Source organism: Maricaulis alexandrii (assembly GCF_005871165.1).
Classification (GTDB): Bacteria; Pseudomonadota; Alphaproteobacteria; order Caulobacterales; family Maricaulaceae; genus Maricaulis; species Maricaulis alexandrii.
Genome location: NZ_SWKP01000006.1, coordinates 460,820 through 484,090 on the forward strand (window position 1 = coordinate 460,820; position 23,271 = coordinate 484,090).

Annotated in this window: 22 protein-coding genes; 10 read left to right on the forward strand and 12 right to left on the reverse strand. The window is 62.3% G+C overall.

The genetic code is table 11. The features are described 5' to 3' along the window. Positions 1-13: 13 nt before the first annotated feature. Positions 14-523: a response regulator gene (locus tag FCS99_RS08530; RefSeq protein WP_138511653.1), complete on the reverse strand. Its 510-nt coding sequence runs from the start codon at positions 521-523 to the stop codon at positions 14-16. Between the two features lie 220 nt (positions 524-743). On the opposite strand from FCS99_RS08530, the gene FCS99_RS08535 reads away from it, so the two are divergent. Together FCS99_RS08535 and FCS99_RS08540 are read left to right on the forward strand one after the other, a co-directional pair. After that, positions 744-1,142 carry a DUF3775 domain-containing protein gene (locus tag FCS99_RS08535; RefSeq protein WP_138511654.1) on the forward strand — a complete coding sequence of 133 codons (399 nt, stop codon included), beginning with the start codon at positions 744-746 and terminating at the stop codon, positions 1,140-1,142. A gap of 76 nt (positions 1,143-1,218) precedes the next feature. Then, positions 1,219-1,812, forward strand: coding sequence for a lipocalin family protein (locus tag FCS99_RS08540; RefSeq protein ID WP_171036298.1), 594 nt, complete (start codon positions 1,219-1,221; stop codon positions 1,810-1,812). A gap of 12 nt (positions 1,813-1,824) precedes the next feature. On the opposite strand, the gene FCS99_RS08545 is transcribed toward FCS99_RS08540, so the two are convergent. Next, positions 1,825-2,310: a response regulator gene (locus FCS99_RS08545; RefSeq protein WP_171036299.1), complete on the reverse strand. Its 486-nt coding sequence runs from the start codon at positions 2,308-2,310 to the stop codon at positions 1,825-1,827. 53 nt (positions 2,311-2,363) lie between these two features. After that, positions 2,364-2,801, reverse strand: a complete 438-nt coding sequence (locus FCS99_RS08550) for a response regulator (RefSeq protein WP_171036300.1) — start codon at positions 2,799-2,801, stop codon at positions 2,364-2,366. Between the two features lie 184 nt (positions 2,802-2,985). On the opposite strand from FCS99_RS08550, the gene uvrB reads away from it, so the two are divergent. Beyond that, positions 2,986-5,148, forward strand: a complete 2,163-nt coding sequence (gene uvrB / locus FCS99_RS08555) for an excinuclease ABC subunit UvrB (protein ID WP_138511658.1) — start codon at positions 2,986-2,988, stop codon at positions 5,146-5,148. 684 nt (positions 5,149-5,832) lie between these two features. On the opposite strand, the gene FCS99_RS08560 is transcribed toward uvrB, so the two are convergent. Then, positions 5,833-6,162 (reverse strand): STAS-like domain-containing protein, encoded by a 330-nt coding sequence (locus FCS99_RS08560; protein ID WP_138511659.1) that lies wholly within the window; start codon positions 6,160-6,162, stop codon positions 5,833-5,835. Next, positions 6,159-7,184, reverse strand: a complete 1,026-nt coding sequence (locus tag FCS99_RS08565) for a hypothetical protein (RefSeq protein ID WP_138511660.1) — start codon at positions 7,182-7,184, stop codon at positions 6,159-6,161. Before FCS99_RS08565 ends, FCS99_RS08560 begins: the two co-directional genes overlap by 4 nt. 305 nt (positions 7,185-7,489) lie before the next feature. Here FCS99_RS08565 and FCS99_RS08570 point away from each other — a divergent pair, with 305 nt between their 5' ends. Next, a complete protein-coding gene (locus FCS99_RS08570; protein WP_138511661.1) occupies positions 7,490-7,912 on the forward strand; it encodes a hypothetical protein in 423 nt (140 codons plus the stop codon). Between the two features lie 765 nt (positions 7,913-8,677). Beyond that, positions 8,678-9,190, forward strand: coding sequence for a hypothetical protein (locus FCS99_RS08575; protein ID WP_138511662.1), 513 nt, complete (start codon positions 8,678-8,680; stop codon positions 9,188-9,190). On the opposite strand, the gene FCS99_RS08580 is transcribed toward FCS99_RS08575, so the two are convergent. Both FCS99_RS08580 and FCS99_RS08585 read right to left on the reverse strand, forming a co-directional pair. Continuing rightward, positions 9,187-9,930, reverse strand: a complete 744-nt coding sequence (locus FCS99_RS08580) for a tRNA1(Val) (adenine(37)-N6)-methyltransferase (protein ID WP_138511663.1) — start codon at positions 9,928-9,930, stop codon at positions 9,187-9,189. The two genes, FCS99_RS08575 and FCS99_RS08580, sit on opposite strands and share 4 nt — an antisense overlap. Then, positions 9,927-10,148 carry a putative signal transducing protein gene (locus tag FCS99_RS08585; protein ID WP_138511664.1) on the reverse strand — a complete coding sequence of 74 codons (222 nt, stop codon included), beginning with the start codon at positions 10,146-10,148 and terminating at the stop codon, positions 9,927-9,929. The genes FCS99_RS08580 and FCS99_RS08585 overlap by 4 nt, the downstream gene beginning before the upstream one ends. 180 nt (positions 10,149-10,328) lie before the next feature. Between FCS99_RS08585 and FCS99_RS08590 the strand changes: the two genes are divergently transcribed. Next, the gene (locus FCS99_RS08590) at positions 10,329-11,279 is read left to right on the forward strand and encodes a polyprenyl synthetase family protein (protein WP_138511756.1); all 951 of its coding nucleotides are present in this window, start codon (positions 10,329-10,331) and stop codon (positions 11,277-11,279) included. A 24-nt stretch (positions 11,280-11,303) separates the two neighbouring features. Here FCS99_RS08590 and FCS99_RS08595 read toward each other — a convergent pair whose 3' ends face one another. The 4 genes from FCS99_RS08595 to FCS99_RS08610 are packed head-to-tail and all read right to left on the reverse strand — an operon-like array spanning position 11,304 to position 16,605. After that, the gene (locus FCS99_RS08595) at positions 11,304-12,317 is read right to left on the reverse strand and encodes an MraY family glycosyltransferase (RefSeq protein ID WP_138511665.1); all 1,014 of its coding nucleotides are present in this window, start codon (positions 12,315-12,317) and stop codon (positions 11,304-11,306) included. Next, complete coding sequence (locus tag FCS99_RS08600; RefSeq protein WP_138511666.1) at positions 12,296-13,147, reverse strand: 4-(cytidine 5'-diphospho)-2-C-methyl-D-erythritol kinase; 852 nt, start codon at positions 13,145-13,147, stop codon at positions 12,296-12,298. Before FCS99_RS08600 ends, FCS99_RS08595 begins: the two co-directional genes overlap by 22 nt. Further along, positions 13,144-14,883, reverse strand: a complete 1,740-nt coding sequence (locus FCS99_RS08605; protein ID WP_138511667.1) for a tetratricopeptide repeat protein — start codon at positions 14,881-14,883, stop codon at positions 13,144-13,146. Before FCS99_RS08605 ends, FCS99_RS08600 begins: the two co-directional genes overlap by 4 nt. A gap of 48 nt (positions 14,884-14,931) precedes the next feature. Further along, positions 14,932-16,605 carry an electron transfer flavoprotein-ubiquinone oxidoreductase gene (locus FCS99_RS08610; protein ID WP_138511668.1) on the reverse strand — a complete coding sequence of 558 codons (1,674 nt, stop codon included), beginning with the start codon at positions 16,603-16,605 and terminating at the stop codon, positions 14,932-14,934. 138 nt (positions 16,606-16,743) lie between these two features. Between FCS99_RS08610 and FCS99_RS08615 the strand changes: the two genes are divergently transcribed. From FCS99_RS08615 to FCS99_RS08630, 4 genes are all read left to right on the forward strand, one after another. Beyond that, positions 16,744-17,616 carry a uracil-DNA glycosylase gene (locus tag FCS99_RS08615; RefSeq protein ID WP_138511669.1) on the forward strand — a complete coding sequence of 291 codons (873 nt, stop codon included), beginning with the start codon at positions 16,744-16,746 and terminating at the stop codon, positions 17,614-17,616. Between the two features lie 202 nt (positions 17,617-17,818). Further along, positions 17,819-18,370 carry a PAS domain-containing protein gene (locus tag FCS99_RS08620; RefSeq protein WP_138511670.1) on the forward strand — a complete coding sequence of 184 codons (552 nt, stop codon included), beginning with the start codon at positions 17,819-17,821 and terminating at the stop codon, positions 18,368-18,370. A gap of 11 nt (positions 18,371-18,381) precedes the next feature. Further along, positions 18,382-19,542: a methyl-accepting chemotaxis protein gene (locus FCS99_RS16360; protein ID WP_138511671.1), complete on the forward strand. Its 1,161-nt coding sequence runs from the start codon at positions 18,382-18,384 to the stop codon at positions 19,540-19,542. Positions 19,543-19,635: 93 nt separating this feature from the next. After that, the gene (locus FCS99_RS08630) at positions 19,636-20,772 is read left to right on the forward strand and encodes a PA0069 family radical SAM protein (RefSeq protein WP_138511672.1); all 1,137 of its coding nucleotides are present in this window, start codon (positions 19,636-19,638) and stop codon (positions 20,770-20,772) included. A gap of 20 nt (positions 20,773-20,792) precedes the next feature. On the opposite strand, the gene FCS99_RS08635 is transcribed toward FCS99_RS08630, so the two are convergent. Beyond that, entirely contained in the window at positions 20,793-23,234 is a 2,442-nt protein-coding gene (locus FCS99_RS08635) for an EAL domain-containing protein (RefSeq protein ID WP_171036302.1), read from the reverse strand. Positions 23,235-23,271: the final 37 nt, after the last annotated feature.

Consider the following 23,271-nt stretch of genomic DNA (forward strand, 5'->3'; position numbering starts at 1 on the left):
TGCCAAGTCCGGCCTAGCCCGTGGCGGAGTTTTCATCATCCGTCGAACGGCGCCAGGGGCCGGCATAGCGCGGGTCCTGCCGGCGGCGACGGTCCGGGCCGAAATAGGTCGAGGCCTTGATGAAGCGGCGCGGCCGCTCGATCAGCGCGGTGATGCGGTGGAACAGGTCCACCGGACGCACCGGCTTGGCCAGGTATTCATTCACGCCGGCATTGATCGCTTCCAGCACCTTGGAGCGGTCTGTGTGACCGGTGACCATGATGATGGGGAGATATTTGTTGGCACTGTCCGAGGCGGTGCGCACCAGACGGGTGAATTCCAGCCCGTTCAGATCGCCCAGCATGTAGTCGACCAGGGCGAAATCCGGGTTCACATCCCGCATCGTCTCGAACGCATCGGCCGCGTCGCGCACTTCCACAATCGTGCGCACGCCGAAACCCTGCAGAATGGTCCGCAGAATGGTCGACATGTGCGCATTGTCCTCAACGATCAGGACACGGATACGATCAAAACTGCCGGACATGGGGTCTCGCAGGCGACGACGGGTGAATCACTGGCTCCATACTCGCCAATCGTCCTTAACCAAGTCTTGAGAGGGCGCGCCTGTCGGCAGGAATTTGCCCGCTTCACACCGGCCGCGTCACCAGGCCGCAGCCGGTTTGTGAGGTCACAGCCCGCCTCATCCGTGATAGGCTTCGCCTGTTGCGTACCGTTCATCGCGTCAGACGTGAAAGGACGTCGTCATGAACATATCCGAGAACACTGTCCGCAAACTCATCCTTCGCGCCCGCGCCTATGACAGCAAGGAAGAGGTCGAGGATTTCGAGCTGGATCGCGATCCGGACACGTCCGAGACCGACGCCGTGGAAACGCTGATGACCGGCGAGATCGACCCGATCCGCACCGAGATCGAGGACTGGCTGGAAAGCCTGGACGAAGAGGCCCAGGCCGAACTCGTCGCGCTCTACTGGATCGGCCGGGGTGATTATGACGGGGCGGATTTCCCCCGCGCCGTCCGCGAAGCCCGCCGCCGCCGCACCGGTTCCACGGCCACCTATCTCCTCGGCGCGCCCATGCTGGGCGATTATCTGGAGATCGGCCTCGATGCGGTGATCGAAGCGGACGTCTACGACGAGGCCTGACCGCCCGGGGATGCGAGGTCTGGACTTGCCGCGGCCGAAGCCTATCTCCGCCGGAAACGGTATGGAGATCCGGTTCATGCGCCCGCTATTCACCCTCGCCCTTGTCCTGCCCGCCCTCGCCCTCACCGCCTGCATGGAGAGCCCGCGTGACCGTCTGGCCGGTGACACGCCGCCGGCGACGGTCGAGAGTGTCGACCTGGACCGCTATGCCGGGCTCTGGTTCGAGATTTTCCGGGCGGACCACAGTTTCGAGCGCGATTGCGACGGGGTGACCGCCTTCTATGAACGCCAGGGCGAAGACCGGATCCGGGTGATCAATCGCTGCTGGCAAGGCGGTCTGGACGGAATGCCGGACATCGCCGAGGGTCGCGCCCGCCTGCCCGACCCGGCCGACACGTCCCGGCTGGAAGTCAGCTTTTTCGGCCCCTTCTACGGGGATTACTGGGTGATCGATCTGGCGGAGGATTATTCCTGGGCGCTGATTTCCGAACCCCAGGGCCGCTATCTCTGGATGCTGTCCCGCACGCCCCGGCCCGATCCGGACCTCATCGAAGCCCGCCTGCAGAGCCTGCGGGATCGCGGTTTTGACACGGAAGGCCTGATCTTTCCGGAACAGTGGGACAGTGTCGAGGCGATGCCGCGCACCGGCCTGCCGGACGCCGGCCGCTAAAGCCGGACGACGTCACAGCCAGACGATATTCCCGTCATCATCCGGGCCGCCGCCCGACTCCGAACCGGCCTTTTTCTGGGGCGCATTGCCGTCATCCGGTGGCCGCACCCAGCCGGTTTTTTCACGAACGTCCAGAATGCGCCGACCGAGAAGGTCCGGCATGACGGGTTTGACGAGATAGGCATTCGCCCCGGTCGCCATGGCGTCTTCCACCCGGTCCGGCGCCTTGTGGCCGGTCAGCAGGATGACCGGCACCAGCCGGTTGAAATGCCAGGTATTCTGCCGCAGCTCGGCGAGCAGGCTCAGCCCGTTCTCGCCGGCCAGGTCATAGTCCAGCAACACGGCGTCAAAGCCGAACCGGTCGATCTTCTGGCGGGCGGAGGCGAGATCCTCGGCCTGGTGGACATCATCACAGCCCAGACCGCCAAGCAGGCGGGAGACCAGGTCGCGGATGGACTTCAAGTCCTCGACAACGAGAATTCGCAAGCCCTTCAGCACGACCGTGTCTCCCCCGACCGACCTGTCTGGTGCCCGGAAGACCGGGTCGCAGGTCAGGCCTGTTTGCGCTCGACCTCGCTGACGGGGGCCTGAGCGGCGCCCTCGGTCAGTTCGGCAATCTTGTCGCCCAGCATCCGCGCCGTCACCGGCTTGGGCAGGATGGCATCCACACCGGCTTCGCGCGCTCCGGCGGTCAGGTGTTCCTGACCGGTGGGCGAGAGCAGGATGAGCGGGATTTCCGGCATCGGGCTGTGAGCCGCATCACGGAAGGCGCGCACCAGGTCCACACCGGTCTCCCGGCCCAGATCATAGTCGATGATCGCCAGGTCGGGGCGGCAGACCCGCGCCATGATGAAGGCTTCCTCACGCGTCTCCGCTTCATAGATGCGGGTGACACCAAGACCACAAAGCAGCGTTTTCAGGACGGTTCGAACCGGACGGCTGTCGTCGACCAGAAGAATATTGATTGCTGCATCGCCAGGAACTGACATGGTCTCCTCCATCGAAAGTCGAGGATTACCCTAGGCCGAACATGTTTAACGCCAGATGAGCGGAGAGTGATTCCGTATGACGATATTTTTCGCCGCCCACTCCTGACACAACGCTGGCAGGGACCTCACCCCGCCCGCAGTGCCGCCTCTGGTCCCCGCGCCCGTGAGATCGCATATTCCCCCCATGACCAAGCTGACCGTCGACGACACCCTCACCGCGCCGGAAGACTTCGTGCTGGACACGGTCCCGTCCACGGCGGGCGAGTGGACACCGCACCGTCCCGAGCGCCCGGAAAAGGCCGAGGGCGGGCTGCGCTTCCAGTGCGTCTCCGAATACACGCCCATGGGCGACCAGCCCTCGGCGATCCAGGAACTCGTGGAAGGCCTGGAAGCCGAGGAGCGCGACCAGGTCCTGCTCGGCGCCACCGGCACGGGCAAGACCTTCACCATGGCCAAGATCATCGAGGCGGTGCAGCGCCCGGCCCTGATCCTCGCCCCGAACAAGACGCTCGCCGCCCAGCTCTATGGTGAGTTCAAGAGCTTCTTCCCGAACAATGCGGTCGAGTATTTCGTCTCCTACTACGACTATTACATGCCCGAGGCCTATGTGCCGCGCACGGACACCTATATCGAGAAGGAAAGCTCCATCAATGAGGCGATCGACCGGATGCGCCACGCCGCCACGCGCTCCATCCTGGAACGCGATGATGTGATCATCGTCGCCTCGGTCTCCTGCATTTACGGCATCGGCTCGGTGGAGACCTATACGGCGATGACCTTCGAGGTGAAGCCGGGCGACGAGATCGATCCGCGCCAGGTCATGCGCCAGCTGGTGGATCTTCAATACACGCGCAATGACCAGGCCTTCATCCGCGGCACCTTCCGCCTGCGCGGCGATAATCTGGAGGTTTTCCCGGCCCACTATGATGACCGCGCCTGGCGCCTCACCTTCTTCGGCGACGAGGTCGAGCAGATCACCGAATTCGATCCGCTCACCGGCAAGGCGATCGCCGATCTCAAGAGCGTGAAATTCTACGCCAACTCCCACTATGTGACGCCCAAACCGACGCTCAACCAGGCCATCGTCCAGATCAAGAAGGAGCTCAAACAGCGCCTCGCCTGGATGGAGGCCGAGGGCAAGCTGCTGGAAGCCCAGCGCCTGCAACAGCGTACCGAGTTCGATCTGGAAATGATGGAGGCGACCGGCTCCTGCGCCGGCATCGAGAACTACTCAAGATACCTCACCGGCCGCAAGCCGGGCGAACCGCCCCCCACCCTGTTCGAATACCTGCCGGAGGATGCCCTCGTCTTCGCCGATGAGAGCCATGTCTCCATCCCGCAGCTCGGCGCCATGTACAAGGGCGACTATAACCGCAAGAAGACGCTGGCCGATCACGGCTTCCGCCTGCCCTCCTGCCTGGACAACCGCCCGCTCAAATTCGAGGAATGGGACGCGATGCGCCCGCAGACCATCGCCGTCTCGGCCACGCCCGGTTCCTGGGAACTCAACCAGACCGGCGGCGTCTTCACCGAACAGGTGATCCGCCCCACCGGCCTGATCGACCCGCCCGTCGAGGTCCGCCCCGTCGCTGCCGATGGCGCCTCCCAGGTCGATGATGTCATCGACGAGGCCCGCACCGCCGCAGAAAACGGCTACCGCACCCTCATCACCACGCTGACCAAGCGCATGGCCGAGGACCTCACCGAATACATGCACGAGCAGGGCCTCAAGGTCCGCTACATGCACTCCGATGTCGACACGGTGGAGCGGATCGAACTGATCCGCGACCTCCGCCTGGGCGTCTATGACATCCTCGTCGGCATCAACCTGCTCCGCGAAGGCCTCGACATCCCCGAATGCGGCCTCGTCGCCATCCTCGACGCCGACAAGGAAGGCTTCCTGAGATCCGAAACCAGCCTCGTCCAGACGATCGGTCGCGCGGCGAGAAACGCCGACTCAAAAGTCATCCTCTATGCCGACCGCACCACCGGCTCCATGCAACGCGCCATGGACGAAACCACACGGCGCCGGGACAAGCAGATCGCCTATAACGCAGAACACGGCATCACCCCGAAGACCATCACCCGCGGGATCAGCGACATCCTGGAAGAAGTGATGGAAAGCCAGGCCAAGGGGCGCGGCGTTGCCAGCAAGGGCCGTGGGAAGAAGTCCAGCGGGAAACCGAAAGGCGTGTCCGATGGCGCTCAGGCGAGCTTTGAGGGCGGTGAGAATATCACCGCGGTGATTGCTGAGCTGGAGAAGCAGATGCGGGAAGCGGCGGCGGATCTGGAGTTTGAGACGGCGGCGAAGTTGAGGGATGAGATTTTGAAGTTGAAGGCCGACTAAAGCGGGCCTGTCCTCCGAAGCGCTTTAGCGCGTAGGGGGAATGAGATTTTGAAGCTGAAGGGGAATTTGGTGAGGAAAAGCCTGAAAGATCGCGTAGCGGTGGATGTATAGCGAATATGGGCTTGACACCAAAAATCGGCAAAAAAGCAGATGCGACCGCTAGTACAAAAATTTGATGACCAAAAGCCTTAGCCGTAGCGCTTGGTGAACGCGGTTCGAAGCGCCTTGTTCAATCGCATGGCAGCCTGCCTTGGAGCCACAGGCAAACGACTAATAGCCCTTCTATTTTCATCCATTAAATTTACGATTTTTTCTTTCCCATTCTCTGTGACCGTGAGTTCATCAATACCCATTTTCAAATCACGGTAAGGCTCCTTACATATATTAAACTCATCACTATATCCGCACAGAGAGTCTATCTCCACACTTAAATTAACGAATATTGACTTCACTCTCAAAACACCGCCAGACGATATTGCCTCTTTTCCATTTTTTGACCAAACCACTTCGGATACAGACAAAAGATCATTAATTGAGGACCGGCAATACTCTATAGACTTATGAATTTCATCTCTTTTCTGTCGCCGAGAAGCCAACGCATGAAAAATAAAAAAACCTGAAATTATAACAAATATTGACGGCAACGACTCTATAATTGCATATACAATGCGGCTACAAATTAAGCTACACATCGGGCTTTGCTTCTTTTATTGAAGCCTCAACATCACCCTTCAACAAAGGGTCTTCATTTGAAATAATGTCTATTCTTTTCAAAAGCTCATCAGCCTTGAACTCCCCAGACCGAACCAACCCACCGAACGCCTCATCAATAAAAGAACTTCCGTAGCCCTCGGTCCCATCCATTTCTACAATGACGCAGCCCCCAGCCCTCAACGCTGGAACAAGGCACTTTTCTCGAAACAGCTCCCCACTGAATGGTCCCTGCTTCTTGTAGCGAGGCCCAGGCTCAACCGAAAAGTCTCGACTAACGTTGATTGTGTTTGGCTTTGTCACGCTACTAGCTGTGCTCCCTGATGCCGAACACGCCACAGAATTAGCGTTCCCCAGAGCGAGTCTGTTGCGTCAGCTGAAATTGTGTCCTTGTGCTCACTATATAGGTAGCGCCCTGAATTACTGAATACCCTAAGCTCACCATCGTCAGACGCGTCCACGAACCTTCGCATCGTCTCGAACCCCTTGCCACGACCACTTTGCATGGTCGAGGTTCGACGTATTTTGGTAGCTGCTTCAATCATTTCGCCATCACTCGGCCTTGAACGCAATGCGCCCGTCGCCCGAATCCTTTCAACCACCGAAGGCTCCAGCGTTCCAGGGATCCCTCCACCTTGATCATAGACCATGAGAGTAAACTGGCCCATCTCTCGATTTACCACTCCACCAAGCCATGACCGACGCCCCACCAAGGGAAACCTCGCGGGCACCCTGAATGCATGATCGAACACATTACTGATCGCCTCAATGATCGCACCCTTCATTCGCTGCTTAGCAAGGGTATCGAAGTGAGGGAATGCCTCCATCAAATCATCTCGAATCCGGGTGATATGAGGAGAGTCCACATTGGTAAACGATTGATAGTTTACATATAAGTTTTCAACATCAGTATCCTCACCAACAAATGGGTCATAAACACCTATTGACTTAAAAAATCCCATTTTTGACAGTATATAGGCTACGCTTTCACTTTTTGGGTATGTTCCAGTAACTGAATGACCATTTCTATACCTGCGAAGATATCTACATCTGTAAATTTCTGCAGCAAGAACTAGTGCCGCTGAAGAGCCAATTTTTTCCACATTGTCAAATATCAGTTGGATCGGAAATTTATTCGTTATTACAAGATGCCTGATTTCATTAAAAAATTTTAGCGACTCTTCAATGTTAGAGTTTAGTGACAGATTATTTGGTACTACTATTGGTATATATTCAGACGCTAGAAGCTCCGGAGATTCGAGCTGCGACCTCTTTGTCGACCGAATTCGATCGAATTCCTCTAGTTTCTTAAGCTTGATAGCCACCCTGCGAGAACTCTTATACTCTCTCCGCTTTCTCAAGTTCTCATGCCGGATTTGTTCTTCGTGAGTTACCCGCTTCATTGGATTCCCAGCCAACTGCATGTTTAGTCAACAGCGTGCCTGACCCGCCCCGACAGCACAACTCCAGATGGGATGCGCGCTGCAAAAAACCTCGGGAAAAGAACGGGGACACACACCATTTTCTCCGTCTCCCTGCACCTCTCTCACCCAGCAGCCCCCGCGCTAAAACCTTCCTCAATCCCCGCTTCCAGCGCATACTGCCCCCCACGCTTTGGGGAGCGTCGGGCATGTCACGACACACACAGGGAAATCGCCCGGCGGGCGTTTGGCCCGTTCAGTTGATCCTGGCGGGTCTGACCCTCTGGTATCTCTATTGGAGTGCCGCCATCTGGCTGGTCAGCTTCGATTGGGCCGTCCTGCCCCTGCCGGTCCCGGACACACGGGTTTTCGTCTCCCGCCTGCCTGACGGCATGGCCGCCGCCATGCTCCTCCACCAAAGCATCAATATCCTCGCCTTCGTCCTGCTGACCCTGCGCCGGCGCCTGGCCCTCTGGGGCGTGATCGGGGGCATGGCGATGCATGTCGGCCTGTGGGTCTGGCTCACCTGGGAGGGGCTTTATGGCGGTCTGGCCGGCCATGTCTCGCTGGTCACAGAGTTTGTGCTCGTCCTGCTGACGGCGCGCCTGTATCGGACGGGCCGGCTGCGCTGAGCGGCGCGTTCTGCCCCATGCCAATGGGTGAAGAAGCTCAAAGCCCCCCTTCTCCCCGGGGAGAAGGTGACCCGAAGGGGCGGATGAGGGGGATCGTCGAGGTCTTGGCGATGACCTGTAAGCACCGGGATTTCCCCCGCTCCCGGCGCATGCGCGCCACCCTCTCCCCAGGGAGAGGGCGTATTCTTTCTGCCCCCGCGAAGCGGGGGACTGAGGCGCCCAAGGACGATCCGGTGGATCGTCCGACGCGCTGAAGGCCGAAGCGAAGCTTCGGGTCGAAGGGGGCGCCCGCCCAAGGCGGGCGTGGACCTCGCTTGGCACCCGCACCGCCGCGCCCTGCGCGGCGCCCCCTCCGCCTCGCAGGCTCGGCACCTCCCCCGCGAGCGGGGGAGGAAAACTTATCCCCACCCCCAACCGGCTCGCCTAGTCTCCCCCTCGCCTCAGCACCACTCGAGGCCCGGCCCGGTCAGGTCGGGGGTGTTGGGGGAGCGGAGCGTCTTGGAGGGTCGAGCTGACCTGCGGCACCGAAAAGACGGCTATCGAGGGGGTCCGCTGGTTCCAACGGTCGGAACCTGTACCCACCCGGTCTTGAAGACCCGTCGAGAGGCGGGAGGAAATCTCCGAGTGCGGGACGCCGGACGGTGTCACACACTTAGTAACTCAGACGGCGCCCAAGGCGTCCCGCACCCCTCATACCGCCAGCGTGCACACGCGTGGCGCTTTCCGGCCTGCCCGCTTTGGGCAGTGACAGAAGGAAAGAGAAACATGCGACATGATCCCGAAAACCCGGCCCATGCGCCCCTGGACAAACGCCCGGACGTGCCGCCGCCGCGGACCAAGCGCTGGTCCTGCCCCTATCAGGCCCTGTTGAAATGGATGATCAACCGGCAATGGGCGCGCATCGAGATCGGCCCCAATATCAAGCGCTGGAACCATCCCGGCGGGCTCTATGGCCTGGTGGTCGACGGCAAGGTGGATCTGGCCACAGTGCCCCTGCCGGAGAATTTTCCCGGCACCGAGCAGGAATGGGACTTGTACGAGGCGCATCCGGAACTGGGCACGAAGGTCGATCCCGACGCGCCCCATCCCGGCCCCGGCTGGGAGCGGGCCCGGATTTTCCGTGGCTGGGTGGAGCCCGGAGAATACCGCCCGCCCCGCCCGCTTCTGCCCCAGGAAGAGGGCTATGCCGGCGGCGATTATGATGATCCGTGCTGGTATGATGTCGGCCAGGGCGACAGAATTTCACCCACTCTCTTGCGCCAGATCTCCTTGCCCTAGCCCATCCCCACCACAGCCTGGCCCCGGAAGATCGCGTCCGCCTCGGTCGTGTATCCTTCGCCCTCATGCAGGATGAGCGGGGCCAGGAGCTGGAGCGGAGCCCGGCCGCCGATGCGGGCGGTGACGAGGACGCGTTTGGCCGGCTGGCCTTCGCGGGGCTGGATCGGCTTGATCACGACAGAGCCGAAACTCTTGTCGAGCGCGGCGAGGATGTCGGCGAGCTTGTCGGCGCGGTGGATGAGGGTGAGGCGGCCCTTGGCCTTCAGCGTGCGGGCGGCCGCCTGGACCCAGACGCCCAGCGGGGCGGAACCGGAGAGCCAGGCGGCCTGCTTGCCGGCTTTCGGGGCGCGCAGCGCCTTCGGATCGTCGAAGAAGGGCGGGTTGAACGCCACCTGGTCGGCGCTGTGGGACTGGCGCAGCTCGGCAATGTCGCCGGTGCGGATCCCGATCCGGTCGGTCAGGCCGTTGCGGGCGACATTGTCCACCGCCAGGCCGGCAGCGCTATCATCCTTCTCATGCCCGGTGAAGATGACGCCTTCCAGCCGATGGGCCGCACACAGGAGGACCGCCCCCGCCCCGCAGCCGAATTCCACCACGTGATCGCCCGGCCTGGCCTCCAGCGCGGCGGCCAGGAGGACCGCATCCATCCCGGCACGATAGCCCTCGGTGAACTGGGTCAGGGACACCTGCCCGTCCAGCAGGCGGTCCAGGGTCAGGGCGGGAAACGCGGCGTCGCTCATTCGTCCCCGGCTTCGCGAAAGGCCTCGGCCAGCAGGCGTTCGGCTTCCACCGCGTCCTCATCGGACACGGCCAGACGCTTGGTCACGAATTCAATGCCGCCGCCATACAGATTGGACATGCCCTCATCGAGGACGAAATTGCCGATACCCGCATCATTCAGCACGGATTGGGCGAAGGAGAGTTTGACCGGATCGGGGGTCTTCAGGATGTCTTTCACGGGGTTGTGTCACCTGTGCTGTTTCGTCACCGCGCCGGCCGCTTGCCGCAGGGTGTCCGGGTTTCTATTGTCTCGGTCAATTCACAGGGCTGCAAGAGGAGTGCTGGCGTGGACAGCACCGTGAGAGTCGACACGCTGGCACAACCGGAGCCGGCGAATGCCGCCGAGCATCTGGCTGCGATGGCCTATGACGACATGCGCAAAGTCGACGCTCTCATCCTCGAGCGGCTGGACAGCCATGTCGAGCTGATCCCGGAACTGGCCCGCTATCTGATCGAGGCCGGCGGCAAGCGTGTCCGTCCGATGATCACCGTCGCGGCCGCCAACATGCTGAACTATTCGGAGAAGGCGCCGCTGCAGCTGGCCGCCGCCGTGGAATTCATCCACACCGCCACCTTGCTGCATGACGACGTCGTCGACGAGAGCGGCATGCGCCGCGGCAAGGTTGCCGCCAATCTGGTCTGGAACAATGCCTCCAGCGTGCTGGTCGGTGACTTCCTCTTTGCCCGCTCCTTCACCCTCATGGTGGAAGCCGGGTCGATGAAGGCGCTGGGCGTGCTGTCCAATGCCGCCTCCACGATCGCCGAGGGCGAGGTCCGCCAGCTCTCCGCGGTAAAGGACATCACCACCACGGTGGAGACCTATAACCAGATCATCGACGCCAAGACGGCCGCCCTGTTCGCAGCGGCTGCCGAGGTGGCCGGGATCGTCGCCGGACGGTCCGAGACGGAAGAGACGGCGCTGCGCACCTATGGCCGCGAACTCGGCCTGGCCTTCCAGCTGGTCGATGACGCGCTGGACTATGGCGGCGCGGCCGCGAAGCTGGGCAAGTCGGTCGGCGATGATTTCCGCGAAGGCAAGGTCACCCTGCCCGTCGCGCTCTGCCTGCAATCCGCCTCCGGTGAGGAGACCGCCTTCTGGGAGCGCACCATCGCGCAGACCGACCAGTCCGAAGGCGATTTCGAACAGGCGCTGGCCTATATGGCCAAGCATGATGCGCTGGAAGACACGCTCGACCAGGCGCGCACCCATGCCCGTCAGGCCCGCGAGGCGCTGGAAATCTTCGAGGCCAATCCCTGGCGCGAGGCCCTGGCCGATCTCGCCGACTTCGTCGTCGAACGCGCCTACTGATCCCCGTCCGGCCCTTACAGGCTATTATTGGTAGATATCGTCCAGCTGCGTGCGGGCGCGGGCCCGGATCCTGTTGTGGATCCCCGCAAAGACCAGCACGGCGATCACGAACACCGCGATCTGGCCCGCCACTGGCAGGGCGGTCGCGATCAGGGCCAGCGCGCCGCAGGCGACGCTCATCCCGCCCCAGAGAAGGGCGACCGTGCGGTGGCTCGCCCCAGTCCGGATGAGGAGCTGGTAGGCATGGGCCCGGTGGGCCAGGAAGGGCGAACGCCCCGCCTTCACCCGCGCGCCCATGGTCAACAGCACATCGCCCAGCAGGGGCAGGACCAGCAGGGCCGCCAGCCAGGCCGAGCCGCCCCCGGCTCCGGCGGACCAGTCCAGCGCCAGCCCGGCCAGCAGCATCGCCGCCCCCAGCGCGCCGACATCCCCGCCGAACAGACGCCCGCGCTCCCGCAGGATCGGTGCATTCCACACCGCCAGACCGGCCAGGGCCGCGGCCAAAATCCACGGGGCCGGTGAACCGGTTAAGATGCCCAGGGCCAGACAGGCCGGCACCAGACAGGCCAGGATCAATCCGTCCGACCCGTCCATGAAGTTCACCGCGTTGACCGTCGTGAACACGAAGAGCGCCGAACCCGCCAGGCCGAGCCACCAGGGCCAGTCCCCCAGCCCCAGCGTCACCACCGGCCCGGCCATGGCCGCGATGGCCAGGGACAGGGCCAGCAGGACCAGGAATTTGAGACGCTCCGACAGGACAAACAGATCATCCAGCAGACCCAGCCCGCCCGCCATCAGACCGCAGATCGCAATACCGGACAGGCTGGCCGCCTCGGCGGGACTGGTCTCGGGCATCAGGGCCCAGCCGGTCATCGTGCCCACCAGCACCCCCAATCCCCCACCCCGGGGCGTGGGGTCAGAATGGCTGGACCGCGCATTGGGATGATCGAGAATGCCCGCGGCCATCACCAGCCGGGCCACAAGGAGGGAGACCAGAAAAGAAGCAGGCAGCGCGATCACGAGGCCGGTCCCAGCCACACCGCCTCCGCCATTTTCGGAAACAGTTCCGCCGCGGCCTGCGCCTGGGCTTCGGTTTCGAACAGGGCAAAACAGCTGGCACCCGATCCGGTCATCCGCGCCAGCAGGGCCCCGTCCTGGGCATGCAGCCATTCCAGGGTGTCACCGATCACGCCTTCGCGAATGATGGCCGGAGCTTCCAGGTCATTGGTCTCATCCTGCAGCCAGTCGATCAGGTCGCCCTGCCAGAAGCCTCGCTCGGACAGGATGGGCGGATCGGAGGCATCATAGGATTTGAACACCGGACCGGTCGGCACGGACACGCCGGGATTGACGATCAGGGCCGGCAGATCGGGAACATTCTCGACCAGTTCGATCCACTCACCGATCCCGCGCATGCGCAGCGGTTTGGAGAAGATACAGGCCGGCACATCGGCACCGAGCTCGAGCCCCAGCTGGGCCAGCCGGTCCAGCGGCCAGTCGAGTTTCCAGAGCCGGTTGAGCGCCCTGAGTGTGGCAGCAGCATCCGCAGACCCACCGCCCAGGCCGGCGGCCAGGGGAATGCGCTTGTGCAGATGGATGGCGGCACTCTCGCGCACACCGGCGGCGCGTTGCAGCGCCATTGCAGCGCGCAGGACCAGATTGTCCCCGCCACCTTCCAGGCCCCGGGACGGTTCCCCGGACATGGACAGCAGGAAGGCGGGGCTCGATTTGACCCGAATTTCATCGCCCCAGTCGGCGAAAACCACGAGGCTGTCCAGCGGATGATAGCCATCCGCCCGGGCCCGTCCGACCCGCAAGGTCAAGTTCACCTTCGCCGGAGCGAATTCCGAAATGTCGTCCGGGTTCACGGCCTGTCCGCCCCGTTCTGGCCTGCATTATCGTCAGACCGTTCCGCCATTTGCGGCGTGTGTTCGGGAGGCTGGCCATGTTCCAGACGGTATTCGATGTCAGCCTGCTGCCGGGGGCTTGGATTCAGATCCGCAGCCCGGCGCCACTGGAAACCGGCCTCCAGTTCACGGCCCACCTGCCAATAGGCATCGCCAAGATGCAGGTTCGCCGTCGCGCTTCCCGGATTCAGTTCGGCCGCCCGTTCCAGCTCCTGAACCGCGAGTTCGTACTGGCCGAGCTGGTAATAGGCCCAGCCGAGACTATCGATCACATTGCCATTGTCCGGATCCAGCTGCGCCGCCCGGGAGACCATGTCGAAGGCTTCCTCGATGCGTTCGCCGCGCTCGATCCACAGATAGCCCAGATCATTGAGGACGGTGGACTGGTTGGGCGAGATTTCCAGTGCTTCCAGATAGGCGTCTTCGGCTGCCGCCCAATTGTCGAGGATCACCTCGCAGGAGGCGAGGAAATAGTGATAGCGCCAGTCTTCCGGACGGCCCCGCTCGCGATTGATGGCGATGGCCTCGCGATACAGGCCTGCCGCGATTCCGCAGTCACTGAAGATCCGGGCCATGTCCGCGTGGAGCAGCATGGCCTCCGGCTCGCCCGTCTCCTCGGCCAGCGCCCGGGACGCTTCATAGGCGGCTTCCATCCGCCCCAGCGTCGCCAGCAGGACGATCCGGTCGATCTGCGCGCCCAGACGGAAGGGCCCTTCATCCACCGAGGCATATTCGGCCAGGGCCAGATCATGCAGGCCGATCCGGTCCAGCGAGCCGGCCAGCACCACGTGGAGCGGGGCCAGGTCCGGATCCATGCGCTGGACCATGCGCATGTAGACGATGGTCAGGTCCATGTCGGCCTGGGCGGCGAGGTCTGCCGTCGGCCCGAGGACCGCCCGCGCGGTCAGCGCCGGAATGGATGGCAGGCGCGGCGCCCGGGCACCGCGGGCGGCGTCAGCCCGGGCCTGCTCGATACTGGCCTCGCCCGGATCATCGCGCAGATAGCCATCATAAAGGTCGATCGCATCCTCGCGGCGGCCCTCACGCAGCAGGAATTCGCCATACATCTCGGTCGCGAGACGGCGGAAGGTGGAGGTGAACACGGCCGAGCGGTAGCCTGCTTCGGCGGCCTCGCTCTCTCCGGCCGCATCAAACAGCATCGCCTTGTGAAGCCACAGGTGCGGCGACAGGAAGCCCGGCGCGCGCATCTCATTGGCTGCGTCCATCGCCTCGTCACTTCGCCCGGCTCCCACCAGCGACCACTGGATCAGGATGTTCGAGAAGAAAGCGTTGTAGGGCCCGTATTCCGGCCCCCCATCCAGAGCCTCCAGCGCGCGGTCGTAACGCCGGTGTGCAATCAGGTCGGAGGCATGAAAGAGCGTGGCCAGCCGGCTGGGATCGCCGATACTGGACGCATCGACTGCCAGCTCGGCGGCATGATCCAGATCACCGGCGATCACCGCCGTGATGAAGGCGCGGTCGGTCAGGACCGAATTGCCCGGCAACCGGTCCAGCGCCTCGGAATAATAGATGGCCGCCCCTTCAGCATCGCGGTTCACGCCCGCATAGCGCGCGGCGAGAAAGGCCCCATAGGCGGAAACCGGCTCCTCCTCGACAGGCGAGGAGACGCACGACACCAGAACAGGCACAGCCAGAAAGGCCGGCAGAACACGGAAGAAGCGCTTCATGCCGGCCATGCTCGCTCTGCAGGTGCCGCAGGGCAAGGGCTGATGACGGTTAAAGGATTACATTCCCGCATACATCGGACCGCCGCCACCTTCGGGCGTGGTCCAGTTGATGTTCTGGTTGGGGTCCTTGATGTCGCAGGTTTTGCAATGGACGCAGTTCTGCGCATTGATCTGGAAGCGCTGCTCCCCCGTTTCCTCATCCTCGATCCACTCATACACACCCGCCGGGCAGTACCGTGTGGACGGACCGGCGAATTCTTCCAGTTCCGAGGATTTTTGCAGGGCTTCATCCGCCAGTTTGAGGTGAACCGGCTGGTCTTCCTCATGATTGGTATTGGAGATGAAGACCGAGGACAGGCGGTCGAAGGTCAGAACGCCATCCGGCTTGGGATAATCGATCTTCTTGAACTTGGAGGCCGGCTGGGTGCTTTCCGCATCCGTCTTGCCGTGGCCCATTGTGCCGAAGGGGGACCAGCCACCGGTGATCGTGTTGATCCACATGTCCAGACCACCCAGGGCAATACCGATCGCGGTACCGAATTTCGACCAGAGCGGCTTGGCGTTGCGGACACGCTTGAGGTCCTTGGCGACCCAGGAATTCTCATAGACAGCCTGGTATTCGCTGAGCTCGTCATGGCTGCGGCCGTCGGCCATCGCGGCGAACACGCTCTCCGCGGCCAGCATGCCCGTCTTCATCGCATTATGGCTGCCCTTGATGCGCGGCACGTTCACAAAACCGGCGGAACAGCCGATCAGGGCGCCGCCCGGGAAGGCGAGCTTCGGCACCGACTGGAAACCACCCTCGGTGATCGCGCGGGCACCGTAGGAAATGCGCTCGCCCCCTTCCAGCACGTCACGAATGGCCGGGTGGGTCTTCAGACGCTGGAATTCCTCGAACGGGGAAATCCACGGATTCTTGTAGTTCAGGTGAACGACGAAACCGATCGAAACCAGGTTGTCGCCATAGTGATACATGAAGGAGCCACCGCCGGTGGAATTGTCGAGCGGCCAGCCCATCGTGTGTTTGACCATGCCCGGCTTGTGCTTCTCCGGATCGATCCGCCACAGTTCTTTCAGACCGATGCCGAATTTCTGCGGCTCCTTGCCATCGGACAGGTTGAAGCGGGAGATCAGGCGCTTGGCCAGCGAGCCGCGGGCGCCCTCGGCGATCAGTGTGTATTTGCCGCGCAGCTCCATGCCCGGCTGATAACCATCCTTGTGGCCACCATCCCGGGCCAGACCGAAATCACCGGTCACCACACCCTTGATGACACCGTCTTCCTCGATGATGTCGGCGGCCGGGAAGCCCGGATAGATTTCCACGCCCAGCGCTTCGGCCTGCTCACCGAGCCAGCGGCAGACATTGCCCAACGAAACGATATAGCAGCCATGATTGCTCATCAGCGGCGGGAAGAAGAGGGTCGGCAGGCTGATCGAGCCGGCAGCACCGAGCACTTCGAAAATATCGGTTTTGACTTCCTCCTCGAGCGGAGCCCCCTGCTCCTTCCAGTCGGGAATCAGTTCATTGAGCGCCTTGGGATCGACCACGGCCCCGGACAGAATATGCGCACCGACCTCAGCGCCTTTTTCAAGAAGCGCGATGGAAATCTCCTGGCCGGCCTCGGCGGCCAGTTGTTTCAGTCGGATCGCTGCAGACAGCCCGGCCGGACCTCCACCAACGATAACAACATCGTATTCCATGGATTCGCGTTCAATCGCTGCGTCGGTCATGAAATGGCCACCCCTTCTGTCATGTTTGCGAGCACTGCCCCGCTTGCAGGCTTCCGGTCATACCTTAGGATCGAACCCCCATCTAGCGCGTCAGGCTGCATGGATCAAAATTTTTGACGTTAACGTACACGTAAGCCGATGACCCAACCCACTCCGACACTAGACCCGAAACACGAAAAAGCCCTCCAGGCCCTGATCGCCTGGTGGGAGGATGCGGGTATCGAACTGGAGACCCCGGTCATCCGGCCGCGCCCGGCGCGCCCAGCCCCCTCAGCCGGTGCAGCGCCCCACCGTTCCGCCGTTTCAGAGCAAGCCGCGCCTGCACCGGTCCGGACAAACGCGGCCACAGCGGCCGCCGCGCGGGCAGCGGGTTATGGCCAGCCCGTGGCGGAAGGCCCGGGCTCGCAAGAGCTAGCGGCCAAAGCCGGGACGCTGGAGGATCTCCAGGCCGTCATTGAAACCTTCGAGGGCTGTTCCCTGAAACGAACGGCCCGCAACACGGTCTTTGCACGGGGCAGCCAGGCAGCCCGTATCATGGTGATCGGCGAAGCACCGGGGAAGGAAGAAGATGAGAGCGGCGAACCCTTCAAGGGCCCAGCCGGCCATTTGCTGGATCGGATGCTGGCCAGCATCGGACTGGAAGGCGACCAGCTCTACCTGTCCAATATTCTGAACTGGCGTCCACCCGGCAACCGGACCCCGACCCAGGACGAGATTGCGCTCTGTCTGCCTTTCATCGAACGGCACATCGCGCTCAAGAAGCCGGACATCCTGATTCTTGTCGGCGGGCTGGCAGCCCAGACACTGCTTCGGGAAGGCGCCGGCATCACCCGGCTGCGAGGGCAATGGCACGATTACGCCGTGCGGGATGCTGGCGGCGAACCAACCGGGCAGACCCTTCCGGCCCTGCCCATTTTTCATCCCTCCTACCTCCTGCGCAGACCGCCGGAGAAACGGCTGGCCTGGAAGGACATGCTCGCACTGGACACCCGGTTGAACTCGGCCAACTGACAAACAACCTCAGGACGCACAGAGAAAATCGCCCTGATTTCAGATGCTTCTCACTTGTCCGCATTGCGGCACGCCGTAATAGAATATTACCACTCAACCGCCGGCAACCCTTGGTTAACCAGCCCAGACGTCATGTTTTCCCGCGATTTCGGCGCAGGCCCCTCCCCCGTCTCACCCCTGCGCTCGACCGGAGAATCTGACCATGGCGCAAGCAACTCACCTCACGGGCGTGGAGCGCACTTTCAACCCCGATCAGGTCATCGTCACGAAGACCGACCTGAAAGGCCGTATCACCTATGCCAATGACGTGTTCCAGAGGGCATCGAACGTCAATGAAAAGCAGAGTTTGGGCCAGCCCCACAGCTTCATCCGCCACCCCGACATGCCGCGCTGCATTTTCAAACTTCTCTGGGAAACCATCCAGGACGGGCGCGAGATCTTCGCCTATGTCGTGAACCGCGCCACCAATGGCGACCATTACTGGGTCTATGCCCACGTCACGCCCAGCTTCAACAATGCCGGGGAAATTGTCGGCTATCATTCGAACCGCCGCGAACCGGACCGCAGCATCCTCAATGAGCACGTCATCCCGCTCTACAGGGAATTGCGCGAGGAAGAACAACGCCACCCCAACCGGAAGGATGGCCTGGATGCCTCCTGGAAACTGCTGCAGCGAAAGCTGCACGACGCCGGGAAAGAGTATGACGAATTCATCTGCACGCTCGGCCAAGGCCTGCGTCGCGGTTACCGGTAGGAGCACCGATCATGTTCAACACCAAAGACCGTCAGGCCATCCGCCGCGCGACCGAAATTGTCGAAGCTGTCGCCAATGGTGATTTCGAAAAACGCATTATCGGTGTGTCTTCGGATCCCGAAGTGGCCGCCATGGAACTGGCCATCAACCGGCTGATTGACCGGACCGATGCCTATCTCCGCGAAAGCCAGACCTGCGTCGAATACGTGCGCCGGAACCAGCATTTCCGCCTCATTCCGGAAACCGGCATGGTTGGGGCGTTCAAGAACGCCGCCCGCGCCGTCAACACGACGTTGTACGGCATCAAGGAAAAGCATGATGGCTGCATAGACCTTGCGGCTGATCTCGAGGCGCAGCTCAGCGAAGTCATGACCAATGTGACCGAAGCGATCGGAACTCTGCGCACGACGGCCGACAGCCTGGAAACCAATGCCGCCAATGCCTCTGAACGCTGTGTCGGCGCCGCGGCCGGGGCCGAGGAAGCGTCCGTCAACATGCAGAGTGTGGCCGCGTCGGCTGAAGAGCTGACCTCGTCGATCTCCGAGATCAATCGCCAGGTTGTCGGCTCGGCTGACCTGGCCAATGGCGCCGTGGAAAAATCGCGGGCGATGAATGCCACGATCAACGGACTGAATGGCGTCACTGCGCGGATCGGCGATGTTGTGAAACTGATCCAGGCCATTGCCGACCAAACCAATCTTCTGGCCCTCAACGCCACGATCGAGGCCGCTCGCGCCGGTGAGGCCGGAAAGGGTTTCGCCATTGTCGCCCAAGAAGTGAAGACCCTGGCCGGCCAGACCGCCCAGGCCACGGAAGAGATCTCCGGTCAGATATCCGAACTCCAGGCCACGATGAGCGGGGCCGTCAATGCCAATGACTCCATCAGCACCGCGATCGAAGACATCAATACCGCCTGCAATGCCATCGCCGCGGCCGTGACTGAGCAAAGCGCGGCCACGGGCGAGATTGCCCGCAATGTGAACGAAGCCGCCGAAGGGACGGGAGAAGTGTCGAGCGGCATTTCCATCGTGCAGCAAGCGACCCAGTCGACGCAGGATTCGGTGGGACGCGTGGTCTCTTCGACCGACATACTTCTCAAGCAGGAGCAGAGCCTGAACGGGCTGCGCGCCAATATCTCCGACTTCCTGGCGGATCTCCGCAAGGTCGGCTAACCAGGAACGAACCGGGGCGGGCTCATCACCCGCCCCTTTTCGACTTCAATATGTTCTTGATTTGTTCCGGTTTCTCGAGTCATACTTCCCGACATGACCGAGCGCCCCGGCGGCTTCGCCCTTAATGCCCCGAATGCGTCCACCAGGACCCGGACCTCCACCGCCCCGGAGGCTGGCGTTCGAGGACGCGGCGCTCGGTCAAACGCTTCCGGCCGCTATGAGTCCTTCGCTCGGGAAGCCTTTGATGACGGCTGGACCGACCAGGATGCCGAACCGGTCAGGCTGACAACGACCCTTCTCAAGGATTCCTCCCGGTCGATCATCGCCACCAATAATTCGCCCGACATTTCCTTCGACCAGTCGATCAATCCGTATCGTGGTTGCGAGCATGGCTGCATCTACTGTTATGCCCGCCCCAGCCATGCCTATTGGGGTTATTCACCGGGTCTCGATTTCGAGAGCGTCATCATGGCAAAGCCGGATGGCCCCGCCTTGCTGGAAGCCCATTTCAACCGGCCGGGCTACAAGCCGGCGCCGCTGGTCATTGGCGCCAATACCGATGCCTGGCAGCCGGTCGAACGCCGGCTTGAACACACCCGAAACCTGCTCAAGGTTTTCGCCCGATACCGGCATCCGGTCATCTTCATCACCAAGTCGGCCCTGGTCCTGCGCGATCTGGACATTCTCGGTCCGATGGCCGCGGACAATCTGGCCAAGGGCGCCATTTCGATCACGACGCTTGATCGAAAGCTCGCCCGACAGATGGAGCCACGCGCCGCGGCCCCGCACCGGCGCCTCGAGACAGTGAGGACGCTGTCACAGGCCGGCATCCCCACAACCGTGATGATGGCCCCGATCATTCCCGGCCTCACCGACTCTGAAATCGAATGCCTCCTTGCCGAGGCTGCCAATGCCGGTGCTGCCAATGCGGCCTATGTCCTGTTGCGGCTACCACTAGAAATCCGGGACTTGTTCCGCGAATGGCTGGCGACTCACAGACCGGATGCGGCCCGCCGCGTCCTTTCCCTCATGCGCCAGATGCGCGGCGGCAAGGATTACGACCCCAGCTGGGGAACACGCGGCCGGGGTCAGGGGCCGCTGGCCGACCTGATCGCGCGCCGCTTCCGGCAAGCCATCAAACGCCATGGCCTGACCGCTCCGCGCGCCGAGCTCGATTATTCCCGCTTCGAGCGCCCGCTGGGTCATGCCGGTCAGCCCAGCCTGTTCTGACCGGTATCAGCATGACCGCCTCAGGCTTTTTTGCGATGACGGGCCGCGCCGGAAATGCATTCGACGATTTGCTGTCGAAGCGGGTCCGACTGGTCTGCAAACCCGGCGATTTGTCCCCGCGTCAGCGGACGGGACAGAAGATAACCCTGCAGCACCAGGTCCGGCTGATGACCCAAGGCCTCAAGTTCCTCAAAGTCCTCAACGCCTTCCACCACAACGCGGATACCCAGTTCGCGGGCCAGGTCGATTGTTGCCTGCACGATGATCTGGGCCTCACGGTCCAGATGCAGCCCCGTCATGAAGGAGCGGTCGATCTTGATCTTGTCGAAGGGGAAGGCCCGCAAATAGCTCAGAGAGGAATAGCCGGTGCCGAAATCATCAATGGCCAGACCGACCCCCAGCGATTTCAGGGCGCGCAATACATTCAGCGCGCGCTCCTCATCATCGATCAGCACGCCTTCCGTGATCTCGATCTCCAGCCGTTCCGGCGCCAGTCCCGACGCATCGAGAGCGCTCTGGACCGACATCACCAGATTGCCCTGGCGGAATTGTGCCGGGCTGACATTGACCGCGACCCGACAGGATTCCGGCCAGTTGACCGCCTCACGGCACGCCGCCCGCAAAACCCAACTGCCCATTTTGAGAATGAGGCCGGTCTCTTCGGCGACCTGGACAAATTCCGATGGCGGCACCGGACCCCGGCGCTCATCATTCCAGCGCACAAGGGCTTCATAGCCCACGATCCTGCCATCGCCGAGACGGGCCTGGGGCTGGAAATTGAGATCCAGCAACTCGTCCTCAATCGCCATCGCCAGATCGGTTTCCAGCAATCGCCGTTCCTGCATCATCTGACCCAGCTTGGGGTCAAAATCGCAGACCTGGTTCCGGCCCAGCCCCTTGGCCCGGTAGAGCGCCAGATCGGCCTGGTTCATGAGGCGATCCGAGTCCTCGCCATCCAGCGGAAAAATCGTCACACCGCCAGACGCGGAAACCTTGAGGTGCAGACTGCCGACCGTCAGCGGCGAGCCCACCGAGTTGACGACCCGCTGCGCGATCGCGACAGCATCATTGCGATCCGCGACATCCGGCAGGACAACGGCGAATTCGTCGCCGGACAGGCGGGCCGCAATCGCCGTACCGGGAAGCGCATCCAGCATCCGGTCGGCGACAGCCTTGAGGAGGTCGTCGCCGACGGCATGACCATGCACGTCATTGACTTCCTTGAACCGGTCGAGATCGAAACAGATCAATCCCACCATGGTGTCGGTCTGCCAGGCCTGTTGAAGCGCGGCTTCCAGACTCTCGCGGAATTTCAGCCGGTTCGGCAGGCCTGTCAGCGTGTCGTGATGCGCGAGATGGGTCATCCGGGCCCGGGCATGTTCTTCAGCCGAGACATCGCGGAACGCAAAAACATCGGACGGGTCCTGCCCGAATACCATCGACCGGCGCCGGACCTGGACCGAAAGCGCGGTTCCATCGCGTCGGCGCAGATAGCATTTGGCCGCGACAGCATCCTCGGAGCCGGCCGGCGGCAGATCTCCCTCGAGGATGAGCTTGTTGATCGGCATGTTCACGAGGTCTTCCCGGTTGAGCTGGAGCAGCTCGCAGAACCGGGAATTCATGTCCTGCATCACGCCATCCCGAACGACGGCAATCCCTTCGAACGTCGCATCCGCGAGGGTCCGCATACGCAGCATCTCGGCTCGGCGACGCGCGCCCAAATGCTGGTCCAGAACGGCCGCAAACAGACCGATCCCCACGACCAGGACCACCGCCAGGGCAACGGTCACAGCCAGCAGTTTCAGCGACCCAGCGGACGCTGTCGCGACCAGCCCGGCATCGACAGCGGCAGCCGCCGAGCTCGGAACCAGAGTCAGGGCCCCCATGGCGATGAAGTGCAGACTGACCACGCCGAGGGTCAAAAGGGTCGCCGCCCCGAACAGGCCACGCCGGCTGGGAAAGCGTGTCATGACCATCGCAGCGCCAGCAGCAAACTGCATCGCCAGCACAATGGCCGCGACAACCAGTCCCGCATCCCATTGCATGGCCGCACCCACATCCATGGCGTCGATACCCATGAAATGCATCGTCGCGATTCCGGCGCCGATCAGGGCGCCGCCTGCAGGCGCGGTAAGGACATTCCGGCCCCGGACAGCGAGCGTCCAGCCGCAGCTGATCACGAAGACCGCCACGCCGAGAGAGCCGACGGTCCCAGCCAGGTGATACTGGACAGGAAAAGGCGCTTCATAAGCCAGCATGGACACAAAATGCGTGCCCCAAACCCCCACACCAGTTACGAATCCTGCCACAAGGAGCCAGGCGGTCCGGCGCGCAGCCGGCACGTCGATCGCACGGCGGGCTGTCGCCACGGCACCCAGCGCCGAAACCACGCACAACAAGGCGGCGACGGCCACCAGACGCAGGTCGTGCTCGACCGTCAGGCAATAGAAAACGCGATACACTCTTGTCCTCGAAGGATCCGCTTTGACGGCGACACTG